This is a genomic window from Aliivibrio wodanis, from assembly GCF_052920805.1.
Genome location: NZ_JBREXA010000002.1, coordinates 2,988,616 through 3,008,284, shown reverse-complemented (window position 1 = coordinate 3,008,284; position 19,669 = coordinate 2,988,616). Strand labels below are relative to the sequence as shown.

At 38.9% G+C, this 19,669-nt stretch carries 16 protein-coding genes and 1 pseudogene; 8 read left to right on the top strand and 9 right to left on the bottom strand.

Annotation, left to right across the window (positions count from 1 at the left end; translation table 11 throughout):
* The first annotated feature begins 29 nt into the window (after positions 1-29).
* Together glnD and ACU5DF_RS21975 are read left to right on the top strand one after the other, a co-directional pair.
* Entirely contained in the window at positions 30-2,651 is a 2,622-nt protein-coding gene (gene glnD, locus ACU5DF_RS21980; RefSeq protein ID WP_446714176.1) for a bifunctional uridylyltransferase/uridylyl-removing protein GlnD, read from the top strand.
* A 24-nt stretch (positions 2,652-2,675) separates the two neighbouring features.
* Positions 2,676-3,056, top strand: coding sequence for a DUF3461 family protein (locus ACU5DF_RS21975; protein WP_446714175.1), 381 nt, complete (start codon positions 2,676-2,678; stop codon positions 3,054-3,056).
* Positions 3,057-3,145: 89 nt separating this feature from the next.
* Here the strand turns inward: ACU5DF_RS21975 and secF are convergent.
* The 5 genes and pseudogenes from secF to queA all read right to left on the bottom strand — a co-directional run bounded on the left by secF (position 3,146) and on the right by queA (position 8,818).
* Positions 3,146-4,098 (bottom strand): annotated as a pseudogene (secF, locus tag ACU5DF_RS21970) (protein translocase subunit SecF).
* Positions 4,099-4,110: 12 nt separating this feature from the next.
* Entirely contained in the window at positions 4,111-5,967 is a 1,857-nt protein-coding gene (gene secD / locus ACU5DF_RS21965) for a protein translocase subunit SecD (RefSeq protein WP_080889812.1), read from the bottom strand.
* Positions 5,968-6,020: 53 nt separating this feature from the next.
* Complete coding sequence (gene yajC / locus ACU5DF_RS21960) at positions 6,021-6,353, bottom strand: preprotein translocase subunit YajC (RefSeq protein ID WP_045102740.1); 333 nt, start codon at positions 6,351-6,353, stop codon at positions 6,021-6,023.
* An 87-nt stretch (positions 6,354-6,440) separates the two neighbouring features.
* Positions 6,441-7,568 carry a tRNA guanosine(34) transglycosylase Tgt gene (gene tgt / locus ACU5DF_RS21955; protein WP_446714174.1) on the bottom strand — a complete coding sequence of 376 codons (1,128 nt, stop codon included), beginning with the start codon at positions 7,566-7,568 and terminating at the stop codon, positions 6,441-6,443.
* Between the two features lie 197 nt (positions 7,569-7,765).
* A complete protein-coding gene (gene queA / locus ACU5DF_RS21950) occupies positions 7,766-8,818 on the bottom strand; it encodes a tRNA preQ1(34) S-adenosylmethionine ribosyltransferase-isomerase QueA (protein WP_446714173.1) in 1,053 nt (350 codons plus the stop codon).
* A gap of 242 nt (positions 8,819-9,060) precedes the next feature.
* Here queA and ACU5DF_RS21945 point away from each other — a divergent pair, with 242 nt between their 5' ends.
* Entirely contained in the window at positions 9,061-9,507 is a 447-nt protein-coding gene (locus tag ACU5DF_RS21945; RefSeq protein WP_446714172.1) for a CBS domain-containing protein, read from the top strand.
* A gap of 93 nt (positions 9,508-9,600) precedes the next feature.
* On the opposite strand, the gene aceA is transcribed toward ACU5DF_RS21945, so the two are convergent.
* The 3 genes from aceA to ACU5DF_RS21930 form a co-directional block, all read right to left on the bottom strand.
* Positions 9,601-10,929: an isocitrate lyase gene (gene aceA / locus ACU5DF_RS21940; protein WP_446714171.1), complete on the bottom strand. Its 1,329-nt coding sequence runs from the start codon at positions 10,927-10,929 to the stop codon at positions 9,601-9,603.
* Positions 10,930-10,943: 14 nt separating this feature from the next.
* The gene (aceB, locus tag ACU5DF_RS21935) at positions 10,944-12,548 is read right to left on the bottom strand and encodes a malate synthase A (protein WP_045102745.1); all 1,605 of its coding nucleotides are present in this window, start codon (positions 12,546-12,548) and stop codon (positions 10,944-10,946) included.
* A 573-nt stretch (positions 12,549-13,121) separates the two neighbouring features.
* A complete protein-coding gene (locus ACU5DF_RS21930; RefSeq protein ID WP_446714170.1) occupies positions 13,122-14,021 on the bottom strand; it encodes a hydrogen peroxide-inducible genes activator in 900 nt (299 codons plus the stop codon).
* Positions 14,022-14,151: 130 nt separating this feature from the next.
* On the opposite strand from ACU5DF_RS21930, the gene ACU5DF_RS21925 reads away from it, so the two are divergent.
* Positions 14,152-14,760 carry a peroxiredoxin C gene (locus ACU5DF_RS21925; protein ID WP_045102747.1) on the top strand — a complete coding sequence of 203 codons (609 nt, stop codon included), beginning with the start codon at positions 14,152-14,154 and terminating at the stop codon, positions 14,758-14,760.
* A 250-nt stretch (positions 14,761-15,010) separates the two neighbouring features.
* Positions 15,011-15,754 carry a copper homeostasis protein CutC gene (locus ACU5DF_RS21920; protein WP_446714169.1) on the top strand — a complete coding sequence of 248 codons (744 nt, stop codon included), beginning with the start codon at positions 15,011-15,013 and terminating at the stop codon, positions 15,752-15,754.
* A gap of 67 nt (positions 15,755-15,821) precedes the next feature.
* Here the strand turns inward: ACU5DF_RS21920 and ACU5DF_RS21915 are convergent, their stop codons facing one another.
* The gene (locus ACU5DF_RS21915; RefSeq protein ID WP_446714168.1) at positions 15,822-16,187 is read right to left on the bottom strand and encodes a YgiW/YdeI family stress tolerance OB fold protein; all 366 of its coding nucleotides are present in this window, start codon (positions 16,185-16,187) and stop codon (positions 15,822-15,824) included.
* Positions 16,188-16,382: 195 nt separating this feature from the next.
* Here ACU5DF_RS21915 and ACU5DF_RS21910 point away from each other — a divergent pair, with 195 nt between their 5' ends.
* From ACU5DF_RS21910 to ACU5DF_RS21900, 3 genes are all read left to right on the top strand, one after another.
* Complete coding sequence (locus ACU5DF_RS21910) at positions 16,383-17,345, top strand: LysR family transcriptional regulator (protein ID WP_446714167.1); 963 nt, start codon at positions 16,383-16,385, stop codon at positions 17,343-17,345.
* A 151-nt stretch (positions 17,346-17,496) separates the two neighbouring features.
* Entirely contained in the window at positions 17,497-18,168 is a 672-nt protein-coding gene (locus tag ACU5DF_RS21905) for a YadA C-terminal domain-containing protein (protein WP_446714166.1), read from the top strand.
* Positions 18,169-18,349: 181 nt separating this feature from the next.
* Positions 18,350-19,273, top strand: coding sequence for a LysR family transcriptional regulator (locus ACU5DF_RS21900; RefSeq protein ID WP_446714165.1), 924 nt, complete (start codon positions 18,350-18,352; stop codon positions 19,271-19,273).
* Positions 19,274-19,669 lie beyond the last annotated feature (396 nt).

Sequence of the window (19,669 nt, the reverse complement as noted above, 5' to 3'; positions counted from 1 at the left end):
CTTCTGTTTTTTTATTGGCAGGGATTGCTATGACGTATACATCACCTCTTTCTTTATCCGATCAACAGCTCACTATTTCTGAACTAAAAGAACAATTGGCCCTTTTCTCTCAACGCCAAATTGACGATTTTAATCAAAGCTATCCAGTGTCTAATTTAGTATTACAGCGCTCTGATTATTTTGACCAATTACTCTCTCGTTTATGGTTTTTTTTCAAATTTGATACTCTATCAGAAACCTCATTAATCGCAGTGGGTGGATATGGAAGAAGTGAGCTACATCCTCTATCAGACATTGATATTCTCCTTTTAACCAATGACAATACTTCAGATGATTTTTGTCAAAAAGTCAGTGAGTTCGTTACCTTATTATGGGATTTAAAGTTAGAAGTCGGCCATAGTGTTCGTTCACTATCTGAGTGTGTAGAAATTGGTAAGGAGGATTTAACTGTTGCGACTAACTTACAAGAAGCACGCTACATTTGTGGCAATGAAGACCTTGCTCATCAGCTAAAGCTCAGTATTCACTCTGACAGTTTTTGGCCAAGTGAATCTTTTTATCAAGCTAAGATTGATGAACAAAAAAGACGCCATAGCCGTTATCATGATACCACCTACAACTTAGAACCTGATATCAAATCAAGTCCAGGGGGATTACGTGATATTCATACTCTAAGTTGGATTGCTCGTCGTCATTTTGGTGCTACCTCTCTATTAGAAATGAGCCAAGCTGGTTTTTTAACTGACGCAGAATATCGTGAACTCGTAGAGTGCCAAGAGTTCTTGTGGCGAGTTCGCTTTGCTTTGCATATTGAATTAAAGCGCTATGATAATCGACTCACTTTTGGCCACCAAGCTCAAGTCGCTGACCATTTAGGCTTTATTGGTGAAGGAAATCGAGGAGTCGAACGCATGATGAAAGAGTTCTACCGCACGCTTCGCCGTGTAGCGGAACTTAATAGCATGCTTTTAAAGATCTTTGACCAAGCAATTATTAGCCCTGGTGAACAAGAACATCCTCATATTATAAATAGTGATTTTCAACGTCGAGGTCGCTTCATTGAAGCAAGAAAACCCGCATTATTTCAAGCTCGTCCAGATACTATCTTGGATATATTTCTGCTTATGGCAAGCGACTCAAACATTGAAGGCGTCTCCCCATCAACAATGCGACAACTTCGTACTGCTCGCCGCCGACTAAATCGATTTTTATGCGATATTCCTGAGGCTCGTGAGAAATTCATTCAATTAACACAGCACCCTAATGCGCTTCATAAAGCATTTAGCTCTATGCACAAATTAGGCGTCCTATCCGCCTACCTTCCTCAGTGGAGTCATATTGTAGGTCAGATGCAATTTGATTTATTTCATGCGTACACTGTTGATGAACACAGTATTAGATTACTCAAGCACATTAATAAATTCTCAAACTCTGAAAATAGAAAAAAACACCCTATTTGCTGCGAAGTTTATCCTAAAATCATCAAAAAAGAGCTTCTCATCATTGCAGCTATCTTTCACGATATAGCGAAAGGGCGTGGCGGAGATCACTCGGAGTTAGGTGCAGTAGATGCCTATGATTTTTGTGTCATACATGGTTTATCGAAACCAGAAGCAAATCTCGTCGCATGGTTAGTTAAAAGCCATTTACTTATGTCCGTCACAGCACAGCGGCGTGATATTTATGATCCTGATGTTATTACTGAATTTGCGAAACAAGTTCGAGATGAAGAACGCTTAGATTATTTAGTCTGCCTTACTGTTGCCGACATCTGTGCAACAAACCCTGATCTTTGGAACAGTTGGAAACGATCTCTTATTGCAGATTTATATAATGCAACTCAACGTGCACTACGCCGTGGGCTAGAAAATCCACCCGATTTGCGTGCTCGTATTCGTCATAATCAATATATGGCCTCAGCACAACTACGCAGTGAAGGTTTTACTCAGTGGGAAATTGAAGATTTATGGCGTCGCTTTAAAGCCGACTATTTTTTGCGTCATACACATCAACAAATTGCTTGGCATACTAGCAACCTTCTTCATCACTCCGATAAAGAGCGTTCATTAATACTGATCAGTAAAAATGCGAGCCGAGGGGGAACTGAGATATTTGTTTATAGCAAAGATCAAGCTCACCTCTTTGCAACAGTTGCCGCTGAACTAGATAGACGTAGCATTACTATTTATGACGCTCAAGTCATGTCGAGTAAAGATGGTTATGCTCTTGACACATTTATGGTTTTAGACCAAAACGACGAACCTATTGATGAAGAAAGACAACGAAGACTCATTAATCAGCTATACGCTGTAGAATTAGAAAATCAAGAAAGTCATATAAAAACGCGTCGTCCACCACGTCAACTTCAGCATTTTCATGTTAAAACTCGAATGGAATTTTTACCGACTAAAACAGGAAAGCGCACCCTAATGGAATTTGTAGCATTAGATACTCCAGGATTACTCGCTACTGTCGGAGCTACCTTTGCGCAAGTAGGTGTTAATCTGCATGCTGCGAAAATCACAACCATTGGTGAACGAGCTGAAGATCTGTTTATTTTAACTTCAGAAACAGGTGGACGACTTGATGAAGAGAAACAAGTAGAATTACAGATAGCTTTAATCAAAAATGTTGATGACCTAATAAACTAAATAATAACGATAATGGAGTAAACTATGTACCCTCACTTAATTAGCCTTGGTATATCTGAACCTGAAAAAATTGAACGCTACTCCCTACGCCAAGAAGCTCAAAAAGATATCTTAAAGATTTATTTTGGTAAGCAGAAAGGGGAGTTATTTGCTAAAAGTGTAAAGTTTAAATACCCACGCCAAGTGAAAAATGTACTGGTTGATGGTGGCAGTCACCGATACAAAGAAACAACAGAAATTAACCGTAATCTTACGCTTATTATTGATGAATTAAATAAGATCACTCGCCCAGAAAAAGAAACGCCTTCTGATGTAAAAAAGAAAATCCTTAATGATCTTCGCCATTTAGAAAAAGTAGTGGCAAGTAAAATAGAAGAGATTGAGAGAGATTTAGATAAACTATAACGAACTTAATTTTAAAGTAGAATAACGATAGAAATAAAAATGGACCCATTAAGGTCCATTTTTTATGAGAAATTTTTAAAGATCACCGATTAAGGCATCTCTTCAAACTCTTCCTCACCTTCTTTATCAATTGGTGTTGGCATTAGGTGCTCACGAGTGATGCCTAATTTCAGAGCCAATGCCGATGCTACGTAGATAGAAGAGTACGTACCAACAGTAATACCCAATAGTAATGCTAAAGCAAAACCGTGGATCATAGCTCCACCTTGGGTAAACAATGCAATAACAACAAATAAGGTAGTGCCTGATGTAATCAAGGTACGACTTAATGTTTGAGTAATAGCATCATTCATTATATCTCCTGACTCACCCTTACGCATCTTCAAGAAGTTTTCACGAATACGGTCAAATACAACAATGGTATCATTCAAAGAATAGCCCACCACTGTTAGCAATGCCGCAATAATCGTCAAATCTACTTCAATTTGTAAGAATGAAAAGATACCTAATGTTATGATGATATCGTGTGCCAATGCTAATACAGCACCAGCAGCTAAACGCCATTGAAAACGAATCGATACGTAAGCCAAAATACATAGTAAAGAAACAAGGATAGCTAAACCACCCGCTTCAGTCAGTTCATCACCCACATTTGGACCAACGAACTCAATACGACGCATTTCAACTTGCTCACCCGTACCTTCTTTAATAGCACCGATGATATCTGGTTACCTAACTGCTCACCCTTAACCCCTTCACGAGGCTGAAGGCGAACAATAACATCACGAGCTGTACCAAAGTTTTGTACTGTTGCATCACCAAAACCTTTTGCTTCTAATGCATTACGAATATCAGTTAAATGAGCTGGCTGCTCAAAACCTACTTCAATTAGCGTACCACCCGTAAAGTCTAAACCCCAGTTCAGCCACTTTGTTGATAGTGTTGCAATAGAAGCAACGATCATCAATACAGAAAAGAAGAAAGCAGGTTTAGACCAACGCATAAAGTCGATCGTTTTCTCTGTTTTCATTAATTGAAACATAATAATGAGTCCTTAGATCGACAATTTGTCTACGCGCTTTCCGCCGTAAACTAAGTTAATAACACAACGAGTACCTACAATAGCGGTAAACATTGAAGTCAAAATACCAATAGACAGCGTTACTGCGAAACCTTTGATTGCACCAGTACCTACAGCAAAAAGAATAATTGCTGTAATTAATGTTGTAATGTTTGCATCGGCAATAGTACTAAATGCATTCGCATAACCTTGGTGAATTGCTTGCTGTGGATTACGTCCATCTCTCAATTCTTCACGAATACGCTCAAAAATAAGAACGTTTGCATCTACAGCCATACCAACAGTTAATACAATACCTGCAATACCAGGTAAGGTCATTGTTGCCCCAGGGATCATCGACATAACGCCAATAATTAACACCAAGTTAGCAGCAAGCGCCAAGTTAGCAACCAAACCAAAACCACGATAATAAACTAGAGTGAATAGCATTACTGCAACCATACCCCAGATACATGCTTGAATACCCATATCGATATTTTGCTGACCCATAGATGGACCAATCGTACGCTCTTCAACTATCGAGATTGGAGCAATTAGCGCACCAGCACGAAGCAGTAACGCAAGGTTATGCGCTTCAGCTTGAGAGTCGATGCCCGTAATACGGAAACTACGACCCAATGCTGATTGAATAGTTGCTTGGTTAATGACTTCTTCTGTTTTAGCAAGAATAACGCGACCTTCAGGAGTACGGCGACCACTGTCTTTGTACTCTGTGAATACCGTAGCCATTAGCTTGCCGATATTTTTACGAGAGAATGCCGTCATCTTGCTACCACCTTCACTATCCAGTGAGATGTTAACTTGTGGACGACCGTATTCATCAGCGCTTGAGCTAGCATCAGTAATGCTTGCTCCACCAAGGATAATACGTTTTTTCAAAACAACAGGACGACCGTTACGATCTTCTTTTATTTCACTACCAGCAGGAGCACGGCCACTAGCTGCAGCAACTAAATCCGCTTTATCATCAACTTCACGGAACTCAAGTGTTGCCGTTGCGCCTAAGATTTCTTTTGCACGAGCAGTATCTTGAACACCCGGTAATTCAACCACAATACGGCTAGCGCCTTGACGTTGAACTAGAGGCTCTGCAACACCAAGTTCATTAACACGGTTACGGATAATGGTAATGTTTTGCTCGACCGCATAATTACGGATTTCTTGTATACGTTGTTCGGTGAAGGTAGCCGTCAACTTGAATTGGCCATTTGTCTCAGAATCAACAAATGTCATGTCACGATGAACATCAGATAAAACTTTTTTAGCTTTAGCTAACTGTTCTTCATTACGAAGGATAACTTCAACAGCATCTTTACCTGATTCACGTATTGCACGGTAACGTACTTTTGCTTCACGTAAATCAGTACGAAATGATTCTTCTTGTTGGCCAATTAACTTACTCATTGCCGCGTCCATATCCACTTCCATTAAGAAGTGAACACCACCACGTAAATCAAGACCAAGCTTCATTGGAGCTGCACCAATTGACGTTAGCCAATCAGGAGTTAATGCAGCAAGGTTAAGTGCAACAATATAATCTTTGCCTAATGACTCGTTAATGATATCTCGAGCACTGATCTGAGAATCAGTATCATTAAAACGAACAAGAACAGTGCCATTTTCAAATGCGATTGACTTATAATCAATACCATTGTTCTTTAAATTTTCAGCGACAACATCCAGCGTAGAGGTCTGAACCTCAGCACCACGGCTACCCGTGATTTGAACGGCTGGATCTTCACCATAGAGGTTTGGAAGTGCATAAAGAGCGGAGATAAGTAGTACTGAAACTACCATCAAATACTTCCATAAAGGGAAACGGTTTAGCACAGCGATGTCCTTAATGAAAAATACCCTCTAACCTAAGTCAGAGGGTACTCTTTTTATAGTGATTTCAGCGTGCCCTTTGGCAGAACTGCTGAAACAAAATCCTTTTTAATTGTCACTTCATTATTCGCATTAAGCTCAATAACAACGTAATCATTTTCTTCAGATGCTTTAGTGATTTTACCTACTAAACCGCCTGCAGTAAGAACTTCATCGCCCTTACCCATAGAAGACATTAGGTTTTTGTGTTCTTTTTGACGTTTCGCTTGTGGGCGATAAATCATAAAGTAGAAAATAACAGCAAACATACCCAGCATGATAAACATTTGCATGCCACCGCCTTGTGCACCTGCTTCACCAGCTGCATGAGCTTGAGAGAAAAAATTCATTTAATAACGTCCTCGTTAATCTAGTTTCTAGTTTCCAAAATGTGACCATACACATATCCTTTAGATATATGGGTGATAACTCTGCTTTTAAAGGTCTTTTAATGGTGGAACTTCACGTTCGCGACGTGCATAGAACTCTTCTACGAACTGCTCAAAACGTTCTTCTTCCAGTGCCTTACGGATGCTCGCCATAATACGTTGGTAATAACGTAAATTATGAATCGTATTTAAACGCGCACCTAAAATTTCATTACAACGATCTAAGTGATGTAAGTAAGACTTGCTGTAGTTTTGACAAGTATAACAATCACACTCAGGATCTAGTGGTGTTGTATCTGTTTTATGTTTCGCATTACGGATCTTGATCACACCGCCAGTCACAAATAGGTGACCATTACGTGCATTACGCGTTGGCATAACACAGTCAAACATATCAATACCGCGACGAACACCTTCAACTAAATCTTCTGGCTTACCAACACCCATTAAGTATCGTGGCTTATCTTCAGGTAATTGTGGGCATGTATGTTCTAAAATGCGGTGCATGTCTTCTTTTGGCTCACCAACAGCCAGACCACCAACGGCATAGCCATCAAAACCGATCTTAGTTAGCGCTTCAACTGAAACATCACGTAAATCTTCGTATACACCACCTTGAACGATACCAAACAGTGCGTTCGGGTTTTCTTGACGATCAAATTCATTACGGCTACGGTCAGCCCAACGAATTGAACGTTCCATTGAAATACGCGCTTCATCATGCGTTGCAGGATATGGCGTACATTCATCAAAAATCATTACAACATCAGAACCAAGATCGTACTGGATTTGCATTGATTTCTCTGCATCCATAAAGATCTTATCACCATTTACAGGGCTACGGAAATGTACACCCTCTTCGGTGATTTTACGTGTTTTTCCGAGACTGAATACTTGGAAACCGCCTGAATCTGTTAAGATCGGACCTTTCCAGTTCATGAAGTCATGTAAATCACCGTGCAGTTTCATGATTTCTTGACCAGGACGTAACCATAAATGGAACGTATTACCCAGTAAAATCTCAGCTCCAGTGTCTTTTACTTCTTCAGGAGTCATACCTTTAACAGTACCGTAAGTACCTACTGGCATAAATGCTGGAGTCTCAACCGTACCACGGTCAAATTGTAATTGACCGCGACGTGCGCGACCTTGTTTTTTAAGTAGTTCGTATTTCACGAAACCTCCAATAAGCCAGAGAAACAATCTGACAATGTGTTTAATTTGCTCACATTAAAAGACTAATGTGGCACCTCTGTATTACCACCTTACGATTATAAAGAATGATGGCTAACACAGTCGAAAACATCCTGTTTTCTATTTCACTGGCTCCGTGAGCGAAATCTAAATTTATCTATGTGTTTAACGTGTATTAATTACGCCGTTTTCTTCGTAATGAACATCGCATCACCGTAACTAAAGAAACGGTATTGATTATTTACCGCTTGATCATACGCCTTCATGGTATTTTCATAACCCGCAAAAGCACTTACAAGCATAATCAGAGTTGATTCAGGTAAATGGAAGTTTGTTACCAATGCATCTACTACTTGGAATTCGTAACCTGGGTAGATAAATATTTCAGTGTCATCAAAAAATGGCGCTAATTCTGTGCCTTGTTTTAACGCATGTTGCGCAGCACTTTCAAGCGAGCGAACGGAGGTTGTTCCTATAGAAATTACTCGGCCACCACGTGCTTTGGTTGCTTTAATGGCATCAACCACTTCTTGAGATACTTCCGCATACTCTGAATGCATGTGATGCTCTAAAATATTATCAACACGAACAGGTTGGAATGTACCGGCACCAACATGAAGCGTAACGTAGGCAAATTCTACGCCTTTTGCTTTCATTTTTTCTAGAATCTCTGTATCAAAGTGTAAACCAGCGGTTGGCGCAGCAACGGCTCCCGGTTTTTCATTATAAACCGTTTGATAGCGTTCTTTATCTGCATCTTCATCTGGACGATCGATATAAGGCGGTAATGGCATATGACCGATTTCATCTAAAATATCTAATACTTTCTTTTCAGAAATAAAACGAATTTCAAATAAAGTATCATGGCGGGCAACCATTTCTGCTTCGTACTCTTGATTCTCACCTAACCACAGTTGATTGCCAGGCTTTGGTGATTTAGAGCAACGTACATGCGCTAAAACTGAATGCTCATCAAGAACACGTTCAACCAAAACTTCCAATTTTCCGCCTGATGCTTTTACACCAAACATACGCGCAGGAATAACACGAGTATTGTTAAAGACGACAAGATCGCCACTCTGCACTAAATCCAGCACATTAGTAAACTGACCATCGACTAATTCACCGCTATTACCGTTTAATTGTAATAGGCGACTTGCCGTACGCTCAGGTTGAGGGTAACGGGCAATAAGTTCATCGGGTAATTCAAAGTGGAAATCGGATACTTGCATGGTTTACTTCTTCATCAAAAATGGCAGACAGAGTAGTATATTCACGCCCAGAGCAATAGCAAGGGATGAAGCAATATACCTCTCAAATTTTCAATGTTTTTCCATTTTAATTAACGAAATTGACCTTAAGCAGAGAAAGTAGCATCAATCTTTTTATCTCTCCAAACCTCTAGCTAGCTCGCACTTTTTTCTTTCATCTGCCTCTATATTTACTAAAGATACATAAATCAGCAGGAGCAATTATGTTTACCATTAGCGACTTAATGACAACTCATCCTCATACTCTGCTTCGTTCTAATTCTTTAGAAGATGCCAAAGCATTAATGGACGAGCACGGTATTAGGCATATACCTATTGTAGATACTGAGCACACACTGATTGGATTAGTCACTCAACGAGATTTATTGGCAGCTCAAACATCGTGTTTAGAAAAACCAACCTTCGAAGATATCTCAACGCTAGATATTCCACTCAATGCTATTATGCATGAAAATATCATGAGTATTTCTCCACACGGAGGATTAAAATCAGCGGCAGTATTCATGCAAAAACACAAAGTGGGTTGCTTACCTGTTGTTGAGCATGGAAAGTTGGTAGGAATAATCACAGATTCAGATTTTGTTACCATTGCAATTAATCTATTAGAACTGCAAGAGGAAGTTGATCCGATAGAGATTGATGAGGAATAATAATTAACAGGAAAAAAGAAAGGGAGACTCCATTCTCCCTAAAACGTAATAATACGACTCTTTTTTGTTATGTGGGTATAGAATTGGTATTAATTAAGCATTGGTTTTAAATTGCTCTTCTTCAGTTGATCCTGTTAATGCAGTCACTGACGATTTTCCACCTTGAATGGTATTGGTCATAATATCAAAGTAACCCGTACCCACTTCTTGTTGGTGTGCCACGAATGTATACCCTTTAGATGCTGATTCAAACTCTTTACGTTGAACCATTTCAACATAGTGACGCATACCTTCACCTTGCGCATAAGAATGTGCGAGTTCAAACATGTTAAACCACATACTATGAATGCCAGCTAGCGTAATAAATTGGTATTTGTAGCCCATATCAGCCAATTCTTGTTGGAACTTAGCAATGGTTTCTGAATCGAGATTTTTCTCCCAGTTAAACGATGGCGAACAGTTATACGCCAGTAATTGATCTGGGTATTCTGCATGAATAGCTTCAGCAAACTTACGAGCCTCTTCCAAACATGGGGTTGCCGTTTCACACCACACTAAATCAGCGTATGGTGAATACGCAAGACCACGAGAAATTGCTTGGTCAATACCCGCGGTTACTTTGTAGAAACCTTCCGCTGTACGTTCGCCTTCAATGAACTCTTGATCGTATGGGTCACAATCTGATGTTAATAAATCCGCCGCATTAGCATCGGTTCTTGCGATAACGAGTGTTGTTGTTCCTGCTACATCGGCTGCTAATCGCGCTGCAACCAGCTTTTGTACTGCTTCTTGAGTTGGTACTAATACTTTACCACCCATATGACCACATTTTTTCACAGATGCTAGCTGATCTTCAAAGTGAACCCCTGCGGCACCAGATTCAATCATGTTACGCATTAATTCATAACCATTAAGTACACCACCAAAACCAGCTTCTGCATCGGCAACAATCGGAAGAAAATAATCAATACCATCTTCAGGAGCTGTTCCTGTTGACCACTGAATTTGATCCGCACGACGGAAAGAATTATTAATACGCTTAACTACCGAAGGCACAGAGTCTACCGGGTACAATGATTGGTCTGGGTACATGGTTGACGCGGTATTATTATCCGCAGCGACCTGCCAACCTGAAAGGTAAATAGCTTCAATTCCCGCTTTTGCTTGCTGAACTGCTTGTCCACCAGTTAATGCACCAAGACAATTCACATATCCTTTTTTAGACGAGCCATTCACCAACGACCATAATCTGTCTGCCCCTTTCTGGGCAATGGTATTCTCTGGTGCAAAAGACCCACGAAGGTTAATAACTTCTTCAGCAGTATATGGACGAGTTACCCCGTTCCAACGAGGGTTATCAGCCCAATCTTTTTTAAGTGCATCAATTTGTTGTTGGCGAGTTTGCGGTTTAAATGTAGTCATAATAGTTCCCTCTCTTATAAATATTCATAGCCAGGTAGTGTTAAAAAGTCCGTTAGTTGATCACTGGTGGTTAATTGCTCCATTAATTTTGCAGCTTGAGTGAATTGGCCGGAGTCAAAACGCTCAGTTCCCAATTCATCTTCTATTACTTTTATTTCTTCTAATAACATGGTTCTAAATAGATCCGCCGTTACGGTTTCGCCGTTATCTAGTGATTTCCCATGTTGTATCCATTGCCAAATAGACGTTCGTGATATTTCAGCCGTTGCGGCATCTTCCATTAATCCATAAATCGGCACACACCCATTGCCGGTGATCCACGCTTCAATATATTGAACCGCCACCCGAATGTTATGACGCATGCCCTCTTCTGTTCTCTCTCCTTCACAAGGTGCTAATAATTCTTCTGCGGTAATTGGTTCATCAGTATCTCGGCTTACATCTATCTGATTGATTCGTTCACCTAGTACCTTGTCAAACTCTGCTCTTGCAGTTCCTGCTAATCCAGGATGAGCCACCCAAGTACCATCGTGTCCATTATTCGCTTCCAGTGATTTATCGGTTTGAATTTTATTTAGTACCCAATCATTTTTTACCGGATCTTTCGATGGAATAAAGGCGGCCATTCCTCCCATCGCAAACGCTCCTCTTCGGTGACACGTTCTGATCAATAATCGTGAATAGGCATTTAAAAACGGTTTTTCCATCGTTACCACTTGGCGATCTGGTAATACTCTGTCTGGATGATTTTTTAAGGTTTTAATGTAGCTAAAAATGTAATCCCATCGGCCACAATTCAATCCAACAATATGTTCTTTTAAGCTGTATAGAATTTCATCCATTTCAAATACAGCAGGCAAGGTTTCAATAAGAACGGTCGCTTTAATCGTGCCTTGTTTTAAGCCAAACTCACGTTCAGCAAAAGTAAATACGTCACTCCACCATGCCGCTTCTTGGTAGGCTTGTAGTTTAGGTAAGTAGAAGTACGGACCACTGCCTTTCTTTAATGACGTTTGATAGTTGTGATAAAAATAGAGTGCGAAATCAAACAAAGCTCCGGGAATAGCAACACCGTTAAACAACACGTGTTTTTCTGGAAGGTGCAGCCCTCTAACTCGACAAATCAATACCGCAGGATCTTGTTTTAGTTGATATACCTTTTGAGTTTGCGGATTGGTGTATTGAATCGTACCGTTCATTGCATCTCTAAGATTGATTTGCCCATCCAACACAGCCTCCCACGAAGGCGCTAGTGAATCTTCAAAATCTGCCATAAATACTTTTACATTGGCATTTAATGCATTAATCACCATTTTTCTATCAGTTGGGCCCGTAATCTCAACCCTTCTGTCTTGAAGATCCGTAGGGATACCTTGAATACTCCACTCTGATTCTCGAATAGAGCGAGTCTCCGCAAGGAAATCAGGTAATTGGCCAGCATCAATCTTTCTTTGGCGAACTTGACGTGTTTCTAAAAGCTCAGGAATACGATGTGCAAATTTTTCGACGACGTGACTTAAAAACCGGACAGCCCCAGCACTTAATACTTCTTCAACTTGTGGCAGATTGGGTCCAACAATAGATATTTCTTTTTCTGTGATCATCATGGTATCTGTCATGGTTTGTGCCTCCGGCAAAATTACATTTGTAACTAAAACACTACGATTTAGTATTCATGTTTCATCCTATTCATTGTTCTTGCTGTTTACGTCTATTACATTCTCGAAAGAGCGAATAAATTACAACCCCTACCAAAGGCTAATACCGCCTTGTATTTTCAATAAGATGTCGCTAAAACCCAGCAAGTTGAGTTATGAGTAAATGCTCTATAACAATGATTGTCAAAGTTTAATTTTTACAAGCTGATAACATAAAAAGGAGATTAAGATCTAAAATAAACGTAATTAAATTACAGAAATTAAACTTGTAAAATTGAACATGTAAAATTCACAGTTTTAATTTCACAAAGAAAACAGCGGCATAGAATAAAAAAAGAAGAAGGAAGATACTTATTTAAGAGGTAATAAAAAGAAAGTGACGGTATACAACAAGAAGGAAAGAAATTAACTGGTCAGATCTGTATCAAAACAAATATAAAGAAGTGAGAATGCGGTCACTAATTGCTCTGTTATTCAAAAGTAGAAAGGCGCTTATTTAAAAAATAAATAAGCGCCTTAAATATGAAAATAAAATTATAAAATGTGTTTAACGATGTCTGCAAGTTGATGAAAAGCCTGTAAACGAGATGAACTTGGTCGCCAAACTAATCCAATCTCTCGTGATGCCTCTTGACCTGGTGGTTCAACGACAACTAAATTTTGGTTATCTAGCAAACCATGCTTGATAGCCATTTGAGGAATAAAAGTAGTCCCTAATCCATTAGCGACCATTTGAACTAAGGTATGAAGGCTTGTTGCTGTAAACGGATTTATTTTTTCTTTGCTTGTTAACTTACAGGCAGAAACCGCATGCTCAGTTAAACAGTGCTCTTTCTCTAACAAGAAAACAAACTCATCCGGTAACTCGTCATAATGGATTGGTGTAGATATTCTGCTCGCTTGATCTTTACTAATAACCATTTTAAATGGATCACGACCAACAACTAAACTTTCCATACCCGAAATATCAACAGGTAAAGCAAGAATAAGAACATCAAGTTGTCCCTGCCTTAACGCCGCTAATAAATTCGTTGTTGTGTCCTCTCTTAATAGTAACGTCAGCTGTGGGTAGCATTTATTCACTTCTTGTACCAAATCACACAATAAAAAAGGCGCGATTGTTGGAATACACCCAACACGTAACTGCCCTTGCATTGCGTCCCCTTGGCACAATGAACCTAGCTCTATTAAATCTTGCCCTTTAGCTAATAATTCTCGCCCTTGCTCAACGACTTTCTCCCCGATAGGGGTAAACACTAATGTTTTTTTATCTCGCTCATACAGTGGACAACCAATTAATTCTTCAAGGTTTTGTATCCCTTTACTCAACGTTGATTGACTGACAAAACACTTTTCTGCTGCATCGCCAAAGTGACGAGTCTCATGCAGAGTAATAAAGTAGTGTAACTGTTTTAATGATGGCCACTTGTTCATCGCTTTTCTCGATTACATTAATCTATTTAATTCGCTTTTTTCCATCATACCTTTTGTACTATAGTTTGTCCTGTTGAAACGTAAAGCCAAACACGAAGTTTGGAAAATCTAATTTTTAGGAGATTCAAAAATGGTATTAGTAGGTCGTCAAGCACCAGATTTTACTGCTGCAGCTGTTCTAGGTAACGGTGAAATCGTTGATAGCTTCAACTTCAAAGAATTCACTAAAGGTAAGACTGCGGTAGTATTTTTCTACCCACTAGACTTCACTTTCGTTTGTCCTTCAGAGCTAATCGCTTTTGACAACCGTCTAGCTGACTTCCAAGCTAAAGGCGCAGAAGTAATCGGTATCTCTATCGATTCACAATTCTCTCACAACGCATGGCGTAACACTGCTATCGAAGATGGCGGTATTGGTCCAGTTAAATACCCTCTAGTTGCTGATGTTAAGCACGAGATCTGTAAAGCATACGACGTTGAGCATCCAGAAGCTGGTGTTGCTTTCCGTGGTTCTTTCCTAATCGATTCTGACGGTCTTGTTCGTCACCAAGTGGTTAACGATCTTCCACTAGGTCGTAACATCGACGAAATGCTACGTATGGTTGACGCACTAAACTTCCACGAGAAGAATGGTGAAGTTTGTCCAGCACAATGGGAAGAAGGCAAAGCAGGTATGGACGCATCTCCAAAAGGTGTTGCAGCATTCCTATCTGAACACGCTGACGACCTAAGCAAGTAATTGCTAACATAGAGTACTTTACATCAAAGTACTCGAATGCACCTACGCTCAACGGTGCATGTGGCTAGAATATTAAAAGCGTATAAACGCAGTAGCCTAAAATCAGAAAGTTTGCCTAATACTAAAAGCCCTGAAGTTATCTTCAGGGCTTTTTCTTTATTCTAGAGCGTAATTCTGACGCCCTCTTCACACATCTAAAACTAAATATTCTTTATACTCACTCATTCTCCATTATTTCTATCTACATATCATGTCTATTAAAATTGAAGTCTGTATCGATAACCTAGAATCTCTGCATAATGCCATTAATGGTGGCGCAGATAGAATTGAGCTTTGCTCTTCTCTTGCTTTAGGTGGATTAACACCAAGCTTTGGTTTCATGAAAAAAGCAGCGGCTATCTCTTCTATTCCTGTTTATGCGATGATCCGTCCTCGTCAGGGAGATTTTCTGTATGACAACGACGATATATCAGCCATGATTGAGGATATTCATGCTGCAAAATTAGCGGGCTTACAAGGGGTCGTGTTTGGTGTATTAAAAGCCAATGGCGATATTGATATGCCGCTCGCGACTCGCCTTATGAAAGTCGCTAACGATAATGACTTGGGTGTCACTTTCCATCGTGCAGTAGACCAATGCTCAAACTATAAAAAAGCAATTGAGAACATTGCTGAATTAGGTTGCGAGCGCATACTTACTTCAGGTCTGGCCGCAAATGCTTATGATGGTATAGATATTCTTACTGAAATGGTAAAACTGGCAAATGGGCGCTTTGACATATTAGCAGGTGCTGGTGTCACCGCAAATAATGCAAAAGAGATTATAGAAAAAACAGACGTGACTGAAATTCATTTATCAGGTAAATCTACTCGCCCAAGTAAAATGAAATTAGTGTTAGATGGCGTTAAAATGGGGGCTGGTGACTTGGATGACTTTATTGTTCCTGTAACTGACTCTAAAAAAATTGATGCAGTAAGACAGAATATTAAATAGATTTAATTCCAATAAAAAGGCCAAAGAATTATCTCTGGCCTTTTTGATACAGAACTCTATCGAAAAATTATTTCGCTAATTGCACAGTATTTACGTCAATAACGGTGTGTTTCCACTCTTTATCAACTTCACCTTGAATAACTAATTTTGTTTCAGGTGTTGCTTCAATGCCATTCCAATCACGGTGATCAATCTCAACAATTATCTCACCGGTCGCATCTTTAAATTGATACTCTTCATCACCTAACGAAGCAACAATATAACCTGTTAGTGTTACTGGAGTATCATCTTTTGCTTCTTGAGCTACTTGAACTGTATTTACCGTTACTGTGCTTGGCCCTGTAAAACCACCTTTAGCAACTTGAGTATTTTGAGCTGCGAATGCGCCTGTTGATGCTAATACTAATGCACTTACTAATACGATTTTCTTCATTTTACTATTTTCCAATTTAATTAATGGCTTTCTATAACTACATATTAGAAGTAGTTAGTTGAACTCAACATGAACAAGAACAAAATTGAGTTAAACTTGGTCTTAATTCGTAATGTGAGTACTATAGAAGCGGTATCGTGAAGGAAGCGTGAAGAGTATTAAATGACTCAATTTATTTATAGGAAATAGGCATATATGGCTAAAGATCTCTTTGTAACGTTGGATTTAAATTTACTAAAAACTTTTTTAATTCTTTCTCAAGAACTTAATATGAGAAAAGCATCTGAGCGCCTATTAGTTTCTCAGCCTGCCATCAGCCAAGCACTGCAAAAGCTACGCAATCATTTCGATGACGAACTCTTTATAAAGGTTCATCATGGTCTAAAAGCGACGCCATTTTCAGAAGAGTTAGCCGAAAATATTCAGCCTTACCTTGATGGATTATCATCAATATTAAATAGATCTGAAAACTTCCAACCGAGTGAGTTACAAAATACACTCAAAATAGCCTTAGCTCCTCAAGTGCTAAGTTGTTTATCAGGTGCTTTATTTCATGCCATAAAAGAGCAAGCACCAAATGTTGAACTACAACTATTTAATTGGTCGTCCTCAACCTTTGATGACCTAATTAAAGGGAGGTTAGATATTGCGATTAATTATGAATATGACAAGGTTTCTAAAGAATTAATCACACATAATTTAATGACTGTGACGGGTTGTGTAATTATTCGAAATGATCATCCAATACAAAAAAAAATTGCGACGCCTTATGATTTTAAGGGATATGAACTTGCCTCTTTAATTATTCCTGGGTGGAATGACAATAAGAGTCTCGCTAGTGAAGTGCTACGAGATTTAAATATTGACCATAAAGTTGGTTTTCGTTCTGAACTACCAATGGCTTTAATTGACGTTGTTCAACACACTGATATGTATTTCCCTTCAACTTCATTATTTCCACTTCATCAATATTCAAGGTTAAGGCGTATTGATCTTGCTCTTAATGACGTACCTCTAAATTACCCTATTCATAGTTACTATCATCAAAGGCATAAAAAGAACCCTCTCCATAATTGGCTAAATCAACTGATTACTGATCTATTATTAAAGGCCCACCATAAATCTAGTTATCAGGAATCACAACCTAACCAGAAGTGATAAGTGTAGCTTATCAGCAATATAATTACAGACGATTAGAAAGTAATCACCAATCTCAATATTATTCATTCCATCAAACGGAAACAGATTTATCAGTAAGCATGGACGCTCATTACTAAATCTAATTTATGATTAATATGAGAGTTATGAAATGAAAAAAACTATTCTAGTGTTATCGTTAACCGCAATATTTTCTTCTTCTGTTATGGCTGAAGCTACTCCCTCAACACCAGATCGTCCAACACCTGATTTTGGTGATACACCTCATTGGGGAATAGGGCCTGATACTCCTGTAGAGCGTCCAGAGTTAGCAGACCCTGATTTTGGTCAAGATATTCCTGAACAGCCACCGGTGGATAATTCACCAGACAGACCACAGCCACCAACCCCGACTCAACCACCAATTGACAATACTCCAGATAGACCAGCTCCTGGAGAACCTACCCAGCCACCTATTGATAACACTCCAGAATGGGGGATCCCTGCAATCAGCGACGGTGATCGTATCAATACATTAGAAAATGAATTTAAAACGATGGCTGAAGAGAACAACCGCCGATTTAATGAACAAGACGACAAGATTGATGGAGTACGCGCTGGTTTACATGCTGTCGCTAATGCGCGCCCATTTGTTACAGAAGGTGAATTTGCAATTGGTGCCGGTATCGGCTTCTCTGGTTCCAAAGAGGCTTTAGCATTAGGCGGTGCTTATGGTATCAATGAAAAATTAAGTGTTTCGGGAACATTCCATTATGAATCCTCAGGCAGTTATTCATCTTCAGATGTTGCTGGTGGAGTTGGCATCCAATATAACTTTAAATAAATAACTCTCGCCCCTCCAAGGATTGGTAGGGCACTTTATTATTAATACCTACGATTTAATATTGTTCTTTGTCATACTACCGATTTAGTAACTTGCCTCCTTTATTCCCATTCTGAGTTTTTTTTCTTTACCAAATCTTTATTGTCTGCTCAAATGAAATGGTATTCAAAGGAGTGTACTCATGGCTAAAGACGTATTTTCTAACTTAGATCTTAACCTTTTAAGAACCTTTATTATTCTGCACCAAGAAAGAAATATGCGCCAAGCTTCCGAGCGACTTTTTGTTTCTCAGCCCGCGATCAGTAAAGCCTTACAACGCTTACGTGACCATTTGAATGATGAACTATTCGTCAAAACTCATCACGGCCTTCGTGCTACTGAATATGCTAACCAATTAGCAGAAAGCATTTCACCAATACTTGATGAGCTATCTTCTACATTAAATGAAAGTAATGAGTTTAACCCTCAAGAACTTGAAGGTGTGATTAAAATTGCACTTTCCCCTTTTCTTTTAAGTTCTATTGCTAATAAATTATTTCAAGCCATACGAGCAGAAGCTCCTCATGTACAGGTACAATTATTAAATTGGTCTAAGTCTACTATGACTGACATTATTAATAATGAGATCCAATTAGGGTCAAACTACGAGATCAGCCATGCACCAAAAGAGCTTATTCAAAAACCTATTGCTCAAGATCGATTTACTGGCTATATAAGAAAAGATCACCCTTATGAAGGAAACAAAATCGAAGTTAAAGATGGTGTAAATTTTGAATTAGCCACCGTAATTGCTGTTGATTGGAATTCTCATCAATCCTTGGCTGAAAAGATTCTAAAAATAAAAGGACTAGAAGCTAATATTGGTTTTAGATCAGAAGTACCTTCTGCGGTTATCGATATTGTTAATAACTCGGACATGATGTTCCCTGCTTCTAAATTTTTAGATATTGAACATAAACATCAACTAAGAAGCCTTAAAATACTTTTTGATAATCAAGATATTAATCCTAAAGTCTGTGCTTATTATCACCACAAAAATCGCAATAACCCAACGATGTTATGGCTAAAGCAAATCCTTCAATCCCTACTCAATGATAACTTTTAGTTATTAGGTCTATTCTTCTCTCTCATTAATAACTAAACGTTAAAGCCTCCATTCTTTTAAGGGATTGGAGGCTTTAACGTACATTCCATATACTTCTCTCATCGGCTAGGAATGCCACCAACAAGCACTGATGCTTTCAATAATTATAATTGGAATTATATAATATGACCTTATTATCCATGCTCATCATTCCATTATTTATCTTATATATAAGCATAAAGTCGATGATAAAAGCTCAATAACCTTACCTAGTAGTAACTCCCCCTCTAGTTATTCAGTATTTGAAATTTTTATTCCTTACAACTCAAATCTATACCCATTAATAAGTATTGGTTATGAGCAAGATAAGCACTCGTGATTAGTGATACATCCAATTATTTCTTATTATAGCGCCAT

Coding starts and splice junctions, on each gene's coding strand:
- glnD (WP_446714176.1), top strand. CDS start 30: ATGACGTATACATCACCTCTTTCTTTATCCGATCAACAGCTCACTATT.
- ACU5DF_RS21975 (WP_446714175.1), top strand. CDS start 2,676: ATGTACCCTCACTTAATTAGCCTTGGTATATCTGAACCTGAAAAAATT.
- ACU5DF_RS21905 (WP_446714166.1), top strand. CDS start 17,497: ATGAAAAAAACTATTCTAGTGTTATCGTTAACCGCAATATTTTCTTCT.
- yajC (WP_045102740.1), bottom strand. CDS start 6,353: ATGAATTTTTTCTCTCAAGCTCATGCAGCTGGTGAAGCAGGTGCACAA.
- aceA (WP_446714171.1), bottom strand. CDS start 10,929: ATGACTACATTTAAACCGCAAACTCGCCAACAACAAATTGATGCACTT.
- ACU5DF_RS21930 (WP_446714170.1), bottom strand. CDS start 14,021: ATGAACAAGTGGCCATCATTAAAACAGTTACACTACTTTATTACTCTG.
- ACU5DF_RS21920 (WP_446714169.1), top strand. CDS start 15,011: ATGTCTATTAAAATTGAAGTCTGTATCGATAACCTAGAATCTCTGCAT.
- queA (WP_446714173.1), bottom strand. CDS start 8,818: ATGCAAGTATCCGATTTCCACTTTGAATTACCCGATGAACTTATTGCC.
- ACU5DF_RS21915 (WP_446714168.1), bottom strand. CDS start 16,187: ATGAAGAAAATCGTATTAGTAAGTGCATTAGTATTAGCATCAACAGGC.
- ACU5DF_RS21945 (WP_446714172.1), top strand. CDS start 9,061: ATGTTTACCATTAGCGACTTAATGACAACTCATCCTCATACTCTGCTT.
- ACU5DF_RS21900 (WP_446714165.1), top strand. CDS start 18,350: ATGGCTAAAGACGTATTTTCTAACTTAGATCTTAACCTTTTAAGAACC.
- aceB (WP_045102745.1), bottom strand. CDS start 12,548: ATGACAGATACCATGATGATCACAGAAAAAGAAATATCTATTGTTGGA.
- ACU5DF_RS21910 (WP_446714167.1), top strand. CDS start 16,383: ATGGCTAAAGATCTCTTTGTAACGTTGGATTTAAATTTACTAAAAACT.
- ACU5DF_RS21925 (WP_045102747.1), top strand. CDS start 14,152: ATGGTATTAGTAGGTCGTCAAGCACCAGATTTTACTGCTGCAGCTGTT.